This window comes from Caulifigura coniformis (genome assembly GCF_007745175.1).
In the GTDB taxonomy this organism is placed as follows: domain Bacteria; phylum Planctomycetota; class Planctomycetia; order Planctomycetales; family Planctomycetaceae; genus Caulifigura; species Caulifigura coniformis.
In genome coordinates, this window is sequence record NZ_CP036271.1 from 2,429,298 (window position 1) to 2,442,118 (window position 12,821).

The 12,821-nt window shown below is 63.0% G+C and carries 8 protein-coding genes; 3 read left to right on the forward strand and 5 right to left on the reverse strand.

Annotated features, from left to right (window positions below; genetic code table 11):
* Positions 1-323: 323 nt before the first annotated feature.
* From Pan44_RS09615 to typA, 5 genes are all read right to left on the reverse strand, one after another.
* Positions 324-815: a carboxypeptidase-like regulatory domain-containing protein gene (locus Pan44_RS09615; RefSeq protein ID WP_145029564.1), complete on the reverse strand. Its 492-nt coding sequence runs from the start codon at positions 813-815 to the stop codon at positions 324-326.
* Positions 816-911: 96 nt separating this feature from the next.
* Complete coding sequence (locus Pan44_RS09620; protein ID WP_231754266.1) at positions 912-2,012, reverse strand: DUF1559 domain-containing protein; 1,101 nt, start codon at positions 2,010-2,012, stop codon at positions 912-914.
* A gap of 199 nt (positions 2,013-2,211) precedes the next feature.
* Entirely contained in the window at positions 2,212-6,267 is a 4,056-nt protein-coding gene (gene uvrA, locus Pan44_RS09625; RefSeq protein WP_145029568.1) for an excinuclease ABC subunit UvrA, read from the reverse strand.
* A 245-nt stretch (positions 6,268-6,512) separates the two neighbouring features.
* Positions 6,513-7,262 (reverse strand): DUF3800 domain-containing protein, encoded by a 750-nt coding sequence (locus Pan44_RS09630; RefSeq protein ID WP_145029570.1) that lies wholly within the window; start codon positions 7,260-7,262, stop codon positions 6,513-6,515.
* A 34-nt stretch (positions 7,263-7,296) separates the two neighbouring features.
* Positions 7,297-9,117 carry a translational GTPase TypA gene (gene typA, locus Pan44_RS09635; protein ID WP_145029572.1) on the reverse strand — a complete coding sequence of 607 codons (1,821 nt, stop codon included), beginning with the start codon at positions 9,115-9,117 and terminating at the stop codon, positions 7,297-7,299.
* 643 nt (positions 9,118-9,760) lie between these two features.
* Between typA and Pan44_RS09640 the strand changes: the two genes are divergently transcribed.
* From Pan44_RS09640 to tsf, 3 genes are all read left to right on the forward strand, one after another.
* The gene (locus tag Pan44_RS09640) at positions 9,761-10,438 is read left to right on the forward strand and encodes a protein-L-isoaspartate(D-aspartate) O-methyltransferase (RefSeq protein WP_145029574.1); all 678 of its coding nucleotides are present in this window, start codon (positions 9,761-9,763) and stop codon (positions 10,436-10,438) included.
* A gap of 551 nt (positions 10,439-10,989) precedes the next feature.
* Positions 10,990-11,736, forward strand: a complete 747-nt coding sequence (gene rpsB / locus Pan44_RS09645; RefSeq protein ID WP_145029577.1) for a 30S ribosomal protein S2 — start codon at positions 10,990-10,992, stop codon at positions 11,734-11,736.
* Positions 11,737-11,959: 223 nt separating this feature from the next.
* Complete coding sequence (gene tsf / locus Pan44_RS09650; protein ID WP_145029579.1) at positions 11,960-12,793, forward strand: translation elongation factor Ts; 834 nt, start codon at positions 11,960-11,962, stop codon at positions 12,791-12,793.
* The last annotated feature ends 28 nt before the right edge of the window (positions 12,794-12,821 follow it).

Sequence of the window (12,821 nt, forward strand, 5' to 3'; positions counted from 1 at the left end):
TCGTCCAGCCCGACACGATCGGCAATGGCCGCCTGGATGAGGTCATTGTGGGACAGGACTCCGCCCGACCGGAAACAGAGCCCCCCTGCCAAAAAACGAGCAGTTCTGGACAGAATGCAGCGGTTCCGCGCGCGCCGGGGAGGAAACAATCCTCCTCCCCGGTCACGGCAGACCAATCTTCGTAGCCCGTTCCGGAAAACGCCCTGGACTCGAATCGCCAGGGGCGACCGGGTCATGACGGCCGCCATCAACACGCAACGGCCGCCCTCTTCGGCGCAAAAGCACGGCCAGAAAAGGCGTACTTTTGCGAGTTTCCGACGCAGCTATTCAATCTTGATGTCGAACGTGCTGGGAGCGGTCGGGACGGTGTGGGCCAGGCCCGAGCGATCCTCGTACTCGTACTTTTTCGGAAGGACGTTCTTCGCAGGAGGAGTCGGCTTCGTCTCCTCCTTGTACGCCTTCTGCTCCTCTTCATAGCTGATGAAGCGCTGCTCCTGTCCGCCGGCCGGAGCCGGCGGCGGGCCACCTTCATACTTCAACACCTTGATCTTGTAGCTGCCCGGCTGGGCGCCGTCGTTCTGCGCGAACGTCGTCACCGAATACTTGCCGTCCTTGTCGGTGATCGCCGACGCCGGCTGAAGCTTCTGGTCGTCGGGAACGAACAGGACGCGGGCCCCGTCAACCGGCTTCCCACCCTGCGTCACCACTCCGGTGACCGGGTAGACTTCCGGCTTCGCCGGCTCACTGGAACAACCGCACTGCAACAGGGAGAGAAGGCACGCCGCCAGGGTGGAGGCAGAAACCCAGGATTTCATGTCGAGAGCCTTGGAACATGAGGAATGGGAATCGACGAAAATGCGGATGCCCGGACAGTCTCCGGGCATCCGCGCCGTGAAGATTGGCTGGACAGATCAGAACTCGCCGACAACCTCGCTGCCTGCGACCGAGCCGATGGCGCCCCACGTGCCATAGACACTCTGTCCGCCGGCCGTCTGCTGGGCCGCCGTGTTGCCGGTGTCGATGTTCTCGCTGATGAAGCGGACGGATCCGTCGCACATCAGGCCGTGAACGCCGCCGGTGTGGCGGCTGTGCGGCGGCAGAACGATATTGTTCTGGTCGCCCCAGTTGCCGCCATCGGCACAGATCGGTCCGTTCGGCGGCAGCACGGTATTGAAGCCGATCAGCGTCGCCGGCCCGTCGGTCCACTTGATGCCGCGGCGGCCGCGAACATTCGTTCCCGACACGTAGTAGCGGCCGTTGACCACGGTGCGGCAGATCGACGGTGAGGCAATGATGCCGGTCACGTTGTTGGCCAGTGCCATGCCCAGTTCGATCTGGTTGGCGGCGGCCGTGAAGCCGACGTCCGGTCCGGCGCCGGTCGGAACCTGCGACAGCATTTCGCTCATGGCGATCGTGTTGCTGGTGCCGTCGACCACGTCGCGGATGCCTTTGAAGTTGTGCGCGCCGAAGAGGCCGCGGGTGTTGACGGCTCCGTTAATCCCCGAAACCTGATCGCCGAAGCTGAAGCAGTAGCTCGTCGATGAGGGCGTGGTGGCTCCGTTGTCGGAGGGACACTTCAGCATCGGAGGAGCAGTGTTCCAGACAGCCCAGCTCTGGTCGCCACGGGGGCCGCCGGCAGCGATGGGAGTGCCGGCCGTCGGGTCTCCGGCCTGGATCTGGTTGTACATGGGCGCCTGGTCCATGTACGGCAGCATGCCGACAAAGCCGGTGATCCGGCCCGAGTTGCTCTGCTGCGCGGTCCCGGCGACTGCGAGAGTCATCGTGCCGGTGGTGCCATACTTCCGCTCGGTGAAGCGGTTGAACACATCATGGTAGTTGTGCAGAGCCAGCCCCATCTGCTTGAGGTTGTTCTTGCACTGGGTGCGACGGGCCGCCTCGCGGGCCTGCTGAACGGCGGGGAGCAGAAGTGCGATCAGAATGGCGATGATCGCAATGACCACCAGCAACTCAATCAACGTAAAACCGATACGACGAACACGAACACGCGACACAGGAAAAATCCCCTTCAAAATGAGTGCTTCAGGGACAAGTCGAAAATCGCTCGAACTCCTCGCGAAAACTTCACACGAGGAATGGCGAACCCTTAATGCTAGTCCGCACTCGGGCGCGCAACAAGAAGAACATTGGGCCCGTCCGGCGAATGGCAGAGGCGCCGCGACTCGCGATCCGTCCGAACGATCCTGAGGGCCCTTAACCGCAGTTCGGGCAGGAAAAATGCAGGCTGAGACGATCCCGCTTCCAGCGGTCCTCGGGCCCGTCATCGAGATGGATGACGTGGACGACCCCCTTGCCCAGATCGAGCGCGGCCTCGATCGAATCACCGATCCGACTGCGCACTTTCTGATCAACCTTCAGGCGGTCGATGATCACTTCCAGATCATGAGCGCGGCGGTGGTCGATCTTCGGAATGTCCTCGATCGGGTAGGTCTGGCCATCAATGCGGACACGCACGAATCCTTGCGTCGCCAGCCGATCCCAGAGCTTCTCGAACGTCTGACCCACCGGAACTTCCACAGGGGCCGCAACATAAAGCCGGGCGCCATTGGGAGCCGAAAGGACGCGGGCGATGATCTCGTCGGTCGTCTGCCGCGTCACCGGCGCTCCGCAGTCGGGACAATGCATCTGTCCCAGGCGTGCAAACAGAACGCGCAGGTAGTCGTACACCTCCGTGACCGTTCCAACTGTCGAACGAGGCGTGCTGCCGACCGTTTTCTGCTCGATCGCGATCGCCGGCGAGAGGCCATGGACGTACTCGACCCGCGGCTTGGGCATCTGCCCGAGAAACTGGCGGGCATAGGCCGACAGCGATTCGACATACCGCCTCTGGCCTTCGGCATACAGCGTATCCATCGCCAATGACGATTTTCCGCTCCCGCTGGGACCGCAGAAAACACTCATTTCGTCCCGCGGAATGTCGAGATCGACATCCTGGAGGTTGTGCTGCCTGGCGCCGCGGATGGCGATATGCGTGAGCCCCGCGGCGGGCGGGGAAGTGATCCGCGCGGCCGAAGTCACCTTGGGCGCTGCGGATTTCTTCTTCGAACGGCCATTGTTCGTCGCGGGCGTCACGGGGCTGACGCTGCCCCGCTCGCCATTCTGAGTCAGGATCGGCCGCAGCGCCCGGCCGGTGTGCGACTCCCCGCAGGCGGCGATGTCCTCAGGCGTTCCGCAGGCGACGACGCGTCCGCCGCCGCGTCCCCCTTCCGGCCCCATGTCGATGACGTAGTCCGCCGTCTTCACGACATCCAGACTGTGCTCCACCACGATCACGGTATTCCCCGCGTCGACAAACCCGTGGAGCACTTCGAGCAGCTTGCGGACGTCTTCAAAGTGCAGGCCGGTCGTCGGCTCATCAAGCAGGTAGACCGTCTTCCCGGTCGAACGCTTTCCGAGTTCGCGGGCGAGCTTGACGCGCTGGGCCTCGCCGCCGGACAGCGTCGGCGAAGGCTGCCCGAGCTTCATGTAGTCCAGACCGACGTCATGCAGCGTCTGCAGCAGCTGCCTGATCTTCGGAATCCCCTGGAAATGCTCAAGCGCCTCCTGCACGTCCATGTTGAGGACGTCGGCGATGCTCTTGTCCTTGTACTTCACCTCGAGCGTTTCGTGATTGAAACGCTTCCCTTCGCAGACGGCGCACGTCACCCAGATGTCGGCCAGGAAGTCCATCTCGAGCTTCGTCGCGCCGTGGCCTTCGCACGCTTCACAGCGGCCGTCGGCGACGTTGAAGCTGAACCGCCCGGGCGTGTATCCGCGAACCTTGGCCTGCGGCAGCTGAGCGTAGAGGACCCGGATCTCATCCAGCAGCTTCACGTAAGTCGCCGGGTTCGATCGGGGCGTCCGGCCAATGGGGGACTGATCGATGTCGATCGCCTTGTCGATCAGGTCCAGGCCGGTCACCTTCACAAACCGCTGGTCGAGCGGATTCGTCTCGGCGACGACGACGTCTTCTCCCTGGTCGCCGTTGTCCCCTCTCGACTCGCCCTCGGCCGAATCGGGCTTTCCTTTCCCGCGCTTCTTGTTGACGTCGCGCTTGAGGACCTGCCAGAGGATGTCGTTGATCAGCGAACTCTTGCCCGAACCGCTGACGCCCGTGATGACGATGAACTCACCGAGAGGGAATTCGACGTCGACTCCCTTCAGGTTGTGATGCCGGGCGCCGCTGAGCGTGATCTTCCCCTTGCCCGGCTTGCGACGCTGCTTCGGGATCTCGATCGCGCGGGCGCCGATGAGGAACTGGCCGGTGACGCTTCGAGGCTCGGCCTCGATGGCGGAGACCGCTCCCTGGGCGACGACTTCACCGCCCCGCACGCCCGGACCGGGGCCGAAATCGACGATGTGATCCGCGGCCCGCATCGTCTCTTCATCGTGCTCGACGACGATGACCGTGTTCCCCTGGTCGCGGAGATCGCACAGGCTTTCGAGGAGCTTCGTATTGTCCCGTGGATGCAGGCCGATGGAGGGCTCGTCGAGGATGTACAGCACGCCGACCAGTCCGCAGCCGATCTGCCCGGCCAGGCGGATGCGCTGCGACTCACCGCCGGAGAGCGTCGGAGCCGTCCGATCGAGCGACAGATAGTTCAGCCCGCAGCGCAGCAGGAATCCCAGCCGGCCGGTGATTTCCTTCAGGCAATCGTTGGCGATGAACTGCTGCGTGTCATCCAGGATGAGGTCGCCGAAGAAGTCGCGCGCCTCTTCGATCGTGAGGCCGCAGACTTCCGGAAGCGAGAGCGCACGGGTGGTCGCGGCGGGCGATTCTCCGGACACGACCTGGGGGGCGGCGACGGTCGATTTCCCGCGACGCTTCCGCGCGGGAGCGGCAGACAGTTCTTCGACCGGAGGCGCGCTGCGGGACGTAATACGGACGCTGCGGGCCTGTTCGTTGAGCCGCGTGCCGTGGCAGACCGTGCACGGAACGAAGTCCATGTACTTCTCGAGCTGACGGCGCCGCATCGGGTTCCGGGCCTTGCGGTAATCGTCCAGCAGTTCCGTGACGAAACCGGCCCAGGTTCCGCCGTGCTTCCAGACGCCTCCCGAATGCCGGTAGGCGAACGTGATATGTTTGTCCCCCGTGCCGTTGAGGAAGTGGTCCCGCGCCGCGTCCGGCAGTTCGTTCCAGGGCGTTTTCAGGAATGCACCGGAGGGGAGGTCGTCGAGGGATTCGATCGTCTTTGCGACCCCCTCGAAGATGTGCTTCCGCCAGCGTCCGATCTTCTTGATCGGCCCGAGCAGGTTCAGCGCTCCCTGGAACAGCGACTTGTCGCCGTCCTCGACCAGCTGATCGATCCGGAAATCATGCCGCGCCCCCAGGCCGTTGCAGTGGGTGCACATCCCGAGCGGACTGTTGAAGCTGAACAACTGCGGCGAGGGCGGCTCGTAACTCACTCCGCACTGCGAGCAGGCATATTTGGCGCTATAGCGGAGGTCCGTCGCGCTCGTCGCCGGAGGAGCTTCGTCTTCGTCGGTCTCTGATGGTGCGATTCCAGTTGCCGACACAGCTTGCGTCGCCAACGGACGATTGCCGCTGGCGATCTCCCGATCGACGATCACCGCCCCGCCCGAGAGACGAATGGCGCTCTCGACAGCCTCTGCAAGGCGGCCCCGGTTCTGCCGGCCCGCCGTCAGGCGGTCGATCACGACATCGATGTTGTGCTTGAAGTGCTTCTTGAGACCGAGGTCGTCGCTGAGGTTGACGATCTGGCCGTCGACGCGGGCACGGAGAAACCCCTGCTTGAGAAGGTCGGCGAAGAGATCGCGGAATTCCCCCTTCTGGTTGGTGACGATCGGCGCCAGCACCTGGAACCGCGTTCCTTCCGGCAGCGCGCTGATCCGTTCGAGGATCTGGTCGGTCGACTGGGCCGTGATCAGCGAGCCGCAGCGCGCACAGTACCCCGCGCCGACACGGGCGAAGAGAACGCGGAGGTAGTCGTAGATCTCGGTGATCGTGCCGACGGTGCTCCGCGGATTCCGGGAGGTCGCCTTCTGCTGGATCGAGATCGACGGCGCGAGCCCGGAAATGGCGTCGACTTCGGGCTTCGGCATCTGCCCGAGAAACTGCCGCGCGTAGGTCGACAGCGATTCCACGTACCGCCGCTGGCCTTCGGCGTAGATCGTGTCGAACGCGAGCGAACTCTTCCCCGACCCGCTGACGCCCGTCATGACGATCAGCTTGTTCCGCGGCAGGACGAGGTCAACGCCACGAAGGTTATGTTCGCGCGCGCCGCGGATGATGATATCGGACGGAGGCATGGACGGGTGGACAGGTGTCGGGGCGGGCCGAATTGTAGGCACGCCGAACCCTCTGTGTAGTCTCCCTTGCGGACCACAGAATTTCGGTTTCACCGCTCCAGCCGCCTTGGCCGATAATCTCACTCGGTCGATTCAAAATTGCCAATCGCCGAAAAAGGGGGTACAATTCTCGCGATAAGGATCCGGTACTGAGTGTCTTCACTCAGCCATAGGCCCAAAAGGTCGCCGGGTTCTTTTTCTTGCGCTCAGGTCAAACCCGCCTCGGGCTTTTGCCGCATCACCTTGATGCTCTCTTGGAGCCATCCGCCAACCGTCGTCTTGTAGACCATGCCCTGTATCTGTTGCCAGAATGGGTCGAATTCCCGAGCACCCTGATAGTGGAGGGCAACTGCGGTAGTGACGAGGTCAGCAAGTTGCAGCCCATAGTTGTGACCTTGTGAAACAGCGAACAACGGGATTCGCAGTAGGCTGTCAAATCCTCTGCCCATCGCGCTCTTAACGAAGAAGTTTGTAATCGCGCGAGCGTTGGCCTCGTGGGTGCGGTGTTCTCGATTGTCGAAGATGAGCTTCGCGGTGCGCCCCGGAAACTCGAGCTTCATGAAATTGTCGATGCGCTCGAAAAGATACCTGAACGTCGTATCAAGTGTCGCCTCGTTCGCGCAAACGAACGACTTCATCGACGGTCGAAAGCACACGACGCCGAACACTCGAATCCGGTATCGAACTGCAAGATCGAGGAGCAGTGACGCGAGTCGCCAGTGATTTGAATCGCCGTGAATCGCGATCTGCTTCAACGTTGCCTTTCCAAGCAGTTCCTTGCCGTGAATTTCCTGATCCTCTCGCAGGACAACGTCGTGGAAAGGACGTCGAACCTTGAAGAACTCAAGTTGAAACTCGTGAAAGATGTCTTCAGGGATCGCCACCCCTGCAAGCACTCCGAACTCCGCATTCGTATTGCGGTTGGTTCGAAAGCTTTCGTCGAGAAAAATCAGCATGCCCCCACCATCGACAAGGGATGCGACTGGATAATCACGCCGGCAGTTCGGCCCGCAGCTTCCGCTTCCGCTCGTTCTCCGTCAGCCACACCTTCCGCATGCGGATGGCGTCCGGCGTCACTTCCACGTACTCGTCCCACTCGATGTATTCGAGGGCGATTTCGAGGGTCATGTCGCGCGGCGGACGGAGGATGATGTTTTCGTCCGAACCCGAGGCCCGCATGTTGGTCAGCTTCTTCTCGCGGATCGGGTTCACGATCAGGTCGTTCTCGCGAGAGTTCTCGCCGACGACCATCCCCTCGTATACCTCGTCGCCCGGAGCGACAAACAGTTCCGCCCGGTCCTGCAGCTTGTTCAGCGCGAAAGCCGTGACGCGACCATTGTCCTGCGAAATGTAAACCCCGTTCTTGCGGTGCGGGACGTCGCCTTCCTGGGGCTTGTAGGCGTCGAACCGGTGATGCATGACGGCCTCACCACGCGTCGCGTTCAGCAGCCGCGTCTTCAGGCCGATCAGCCCGCGGGCAGGAATGTTGAACTCGAGGTGCGTGTTGGAACCGTTGCCCGCGTTCATCTGCGTCAGCTGACCGCGCCGCTGAGACACCTGCTCGATCACGGCGCCGACCGACTCGGTCGGGACGTCGACTTCCAGCACTTCGAACGGCTCGTGCCAGACGCCGTCAACCTTCTTGCGGATGACTTCAGGCTTGCCGACAGACAGCTCGTAACCTTCGCGGCGCATCGTTTCGATGAGCACCGAGATGTGCAGCAGCCCGCGGCCCGAAACCTTGAAGCACTCCTTGTTCTCGGTTTCGTCGATCCGCATCGCGACATTCGACTGCAGCTCACGCTGCAGACGTTCACGAAGGTGACGGCTCGTGAGGAACTTCGCGCCGCTCTTGCCGCAGAAGGGGGACGAGTTGATGGTGAACACCATCGACAGCGTCGGTTCGTCGACCTTGATGCGCGGCAGAGCGACCGGCTTCTCGATGTCGGCGATCGTGTCGCCGATATCGACATCGGAGATTCCCGTCAGGGCGATGATGTCGCCGGCCGTCCCGAGGTCGGTTTTGACCCGGCCCAGCTTGGCGAACTCTTCCACGGTCTCGACCGTCGCCGTGACGTTCTTGCCGTTCTTCATCACGTTGACGCGCTGGCCCGGTTTCACCTTGCCGTTGCTCACGCGCCCGACGGTGATCCGGCCCACGAACTCCGACCACATCAGCGACGTCGCCATCATCTGGAACGGCTCATCGACGTTCGCTTCCGGCCCCGGAACGTGCTCGACGACCAGGTCGAGCAGCGGCTCGATCGATCCTTCGCGGGCGGACGGATCGTGCGAAGCGAAGCCCGCGCGGCCGCTGGCATAGATATAAGGAATCTCCAGCGGGTTCTCGGCGCCCAGCTCTTCGAGCAGGTGCAGCGTTTCCATCAGCACGTCGTCAGGCCGCGCGTCCGACCGGTCGACCTTGTTGATCACGATGATCGGCTGCAGCCCGACTTCGAGGGCCTTGGTCATCACGAACCGCGTCTGCGGCCGGGGACCTTCAAAGGCGTCCACGAGCATCAGGGCGCCGTCGGCCATCCGCAGCACGCGCTCGACCTCGCCGCCGAAGTCGGCGTGCCCGGGCGTGTCGATGATGTTGACCTTCGTCCCCTTGTAGTTCAGCGAAATGTTCTTCGCGAGAATCGTGATCCCGCGCTCGCGCTCCAGGTCGTTCGAGTCGAGGATGCAGTCTCCCTGCAGCTGCGAATCGCGGAACTGTCCGCTCTGCTTGAGCAGGGCGTCGACGAGCGTCGTCTTCCCGTGGTCGACGTGGGCGATAATGGCAATATTGCGGATGTCGTTACGTCGCATGGATCTTCTGCAATGGTCAGCGGCCGGGTGAGCAAGCTGGGCCGGTGAATCGGGGCCGGGGGCGTGATGGCGTCTGGTTCGTTCGCAGCCCTGGCGAACGGGAATCTTCCCTGAATCGTCACGCGCCATCTTCGGTTTCAGCCGATTTCAGGGGCGTTTTTGATGCAGCATCCCCGCAATCTGGATCATCGACGGGGGCAGCAATCGGGCAGTCGTCGCCTGGAGCGACGGATTCAAGCGGTGCGAAAGTGTATCAAGTCTCCCGCCCGTGTCAAAATGGGAATTCCATGAAATTCCGCGCAACACCCGATCCGCACGGGCCTTGGGAGTTTCCCGAACTCCCGCTTGCGCCGCGGCCCGAAAGTTCACCAATCGCCGTAACACCCGCCGACACACTGCGCCCCGCCATCCAGCAGAAGCCCGGGCCCGCCCCACCTCCCGCCCGCCCAGGGCGCTCAATCCCCTTTCCGAACCGGCAGAACCAGGAGCGGCCACGATGTTGACACAACGATGGGCCCCCTGGCTGGCGACAGCCATCCTCGTGACAACGGTCATCTCCGTCTGTGTCGTCGCGTGGTACGCCTCCTGCCCGCCGGTGAATTGCCCATAGCAAGGGCGTTCGCCACAGGCGAAAATCCACGGAATGACAGATCGCCCGGAGTCTCCCGCGCCCGGTACACGCCTTCGGCGACTGCTCGTCGAAAGCGGAATCCGAGACCCCCATGTGCTCGAGGCAATTGAAACGACCCCACGGGAACGGTTTGTCGACCCCTCCCTCCGCGGCGCCGCCTATGAAAACCGGGCCCTGGCGATCGGCTCACGGCAGACCATCAGCCAACCCTTCGTGGTGGCGCGGATGACAGAATTGCTCGAACTCTCGGGGACGTCTGAGGAGAAAGTCCTGGAGATCGGAACCGGCAGCGGCTACCAGACCGCCGTGCTCTGCCGCCTCACAGGACGCGTCATCACCATCGAGAGAATCCCCGCGCTCGCGGCCGCCGCACGCGCACTCCTGACGCAACTCGGCGCCTCGAACGTCGAGTACCACACGGGGGACGGCTCCACCGGCTGGCCCTCATCCGCCCCCTACGACGGTATCATCGTGACCGCGGCCGCCCCCCGCGTTCCCCAGACGCTCTACGACCAGCTGAAGCCGGGAGGCCGGCTCGTCGTGCCGGTCGGGACAGAAGAAAACCAGGTCATGCAGCAGGTCGTGCGCGGACCCGACGGCCCCATCGTCACCGACGACTTCCATTGCCGGTTCGTCCCCCTGATCGGCATCGAAGCCTGGCGCCCCAAAGGGCCCAGCCAGGGGGATTGAAGGCCGCGCAGCGTCGGGGAGAGTGAACGGAAACACCGGAATGCCCGGCCTTCCAACTCCCGGACACCCGAACCGGCATTGACCACCGGGCTCGACCTCCAACCGGCAGCGAATGCTCGGCCCTCATGTCCCGGCGGCAGGACGCGGTCGTTGATGCCGGGCCAAGGCCGGGAAGGCGATCAAGAATCGATGGAATTTCCCAGACCGGGAATGCAAAGTTCCTGCGCCAGACTGGGAATCCGGCCGCAGACGCGCCATGATTCGCCATCAGCGACTGGCCAACGGCCACCCTTGGACCCGCGTCATCGTGTCGAGCCTTATCTCGCACTGGCGGAATGGGTTCAGTCACTTTGTCCGCACCCGAGCAGAGCGACTTGAGTCCCTCCGGGATGCGAGAAAGACGATCGATCCGTCGGGGCCCTCCGGCCGCGGCAGGGTCGCCGCCCGGGCTGCAGAAATCTCGGCCTCCATGGGTTTGACCCCGTTTTCCCTCCACGTTACGATGCCCCGCTTCGATTCGTCGATCCGTGAAGAAGCTAGGAGTTGCGTTCGTGTCGGATATTGTGATCAAGGACATTCTTGAAGCGGGCGTCCACTTCGGCCATAAGACGAGCCGATGGAATCCGAAGATGCGGCCGTACATTTACGCCCGCCGCAACAAGATCCATATCATCGATCTGAAAGAGACCGTCCGTGGTCTCGTTCGGGCTCAGAAGTACCTGCAGAAGGTCGCGGCCCAGGGCAGCCTGGTGCTGTTTGTCGGCACCAAGCGGCAGGCGATGGAAGCCGTCACCGCCGTTGGCCAGCGGACCGGCATGCCTTACGTCACCGAACGGTGGCTCGGCGGCACGCTGACGAACTTCCGGACGATTCGCAGCCGCCTGCGTCGCCTCGAAGAGCTGGAGCGCCTGGAAACGACCGGCGAAATCTCCGGGTTCTCCAAGAAGCGTCAGTCGACGCTGCTCCGCGAACTCGAAAAGATCCGCCGGAACCTCGGCGGCGTTCGCGAGATGAACCGCCTTCCGGAAGCGATCGTTGTCGTCGATCCGACCAAGGAAAAGAACGCCGTTCGCGAGTGCAAGTCGCTCGGAATCAAGGTGGTCGCCCTGATCGACACCGACTCGGATCCGGACAAGGTCGACCTGCCCGTTCCGGGCAACGACGACTCGATCCGCTCGATCGCACTGATCATGAACTACCTCGGCGACGCGATTGCTGCCGGCAAGGCCACCCTGCCGCAGAAGCCCGAGGAAGCTCAGAAGGTCGAAGAGCCGAAGGCTGTTCCGAACGTTCAGTAATTATTGAACGTCTGAATCCGATGCTGTGGTTTCGGGGACGGATTGCCTGACCGCCGGTCAAGCGAGCCGCCCCCGTCGCCCGTTTCAGACGTCCCTCATTTCACCTATGATCCGTGAGCCTCTGCGCCCGGCAGCCCGCTGCCGGAGTCGGTGAGAGGACGCGAAGGGCAGGCTCTTCGCCGGCCAGATCCGGCCGTCACCCTACCATTCAGGATTCTGAGTCATGGCTGATATTACCGCCGCCGCCGTCCAGGCGCTTCGCGAACGCACCAAGCTGCCGCTCATGAAGGTCAAGGCCGCTCTGGTGGAAGCCGGGGGCGATGCCGAAAAGGCAATCGAAATCCTCCGCTCCCAGCTCGGCAAACTGGTCGAGAGCCGGAGCGCCAACGAAACCAAGGAAGGCCGCATCTTCATCGCCACCAAGCCCGATGGCAGTGAAGCGGCCATGGTCGAGATCCAGTGCGAGTCGGCCCCGGTCGCCGGCAGCGAACAGATCGTCGGACTCGGCAAGGCCCTCGTCGACCGCGTCCTGAACGGCGCCCCCCTCAGCTCCGTCGAAGCCCTCATGGGCGAGAAGGCGCCGGACGGACGGACCTTCAAGGAAGTCTTCGAAGAAATGCTCCTGCAGATCCGCGAAAAGATCGTGGTCTCGCGGATGGCCAAGGTCGAAGGCCCCGTCGGCATCTACCTGCACCACGACGGAAAGACCGGTGTGCTGTTCCAGGCCGAAGGCGACAACAAGTCGGCCCCCGTCCTGAAGGATGTCGCGATGCACGTCGCGGCCCTGAAGCCCACCGTCGCCCGCGTCGAAGACGTCGACCCGGCCAAGGCCAGCGAAGAACGCGAGAAGCTGACCGCCGAAGCCAAGGCCAGCGGCAAGCCGGAAAACATCGTCGGCAAGATCGTCGACGGCAAGATGAAGGTCTTCTACCGCGACGAAGCCGGCGTCCTCGCCGAGCAGATGTTTGCCAAGGACGACTCGAAGTCCGTCAGCCAGGTGCTCGCCGAAGCCGGACTGAAGGTCAAAGCCTTCACCCTCTGGGTGCTCGGCGGCTAAGAGTCTTGCGTGTGACAACAAAAGCCCG

What these genes read in the sequence shown, in the direction of transcription:
- Pan44_RS09615 (WP_145029564.1), bottom strand. Translation starts at nt 815, where the DNA reads ATGAAATCCTGGGTTTCTGCCTCCACCCTGGCGGCGTGCCTTCTCTCC.
- uvrA (WP_145029568.1), bottom strand. Translation starts at nt 6,267, where the DNA reads ATGCCTCCGTCCGATATCATCATCCGCGGCGCGCGCGAACATAACCTT.
- Pan44_RS09630 (WP_145029570.1), bottom strand. Translation starts at nt 7,262, where the DNA reads ATGCTGATTTTTCTCGACGAAAGCTTTCGAACCAACCGCAATACGAAT.
- typA (WP_145029572.1), bottom strand. Translation starts at nt 9,117, where the DNA reads ATGCGACGTAACGACATCCGCAATATTGCCATTATCGCCCACGTCGAC.
- Pan44_RS09640 (WP_145029574.1), top strand. Translation starts at nt 9,761, where the DNA reads ATGACAGATCGCCCGGAGTCTCCCGCGCCCGGTACACGCCTTCGGCGA.
- tsf (WP_145029579.1), top strand. Translation starts at nt 11,960, where the DNA reads ATGGCTGATATTACCGCCGCCGCCGTCCAGGCGCTTCGCGAACGCACC.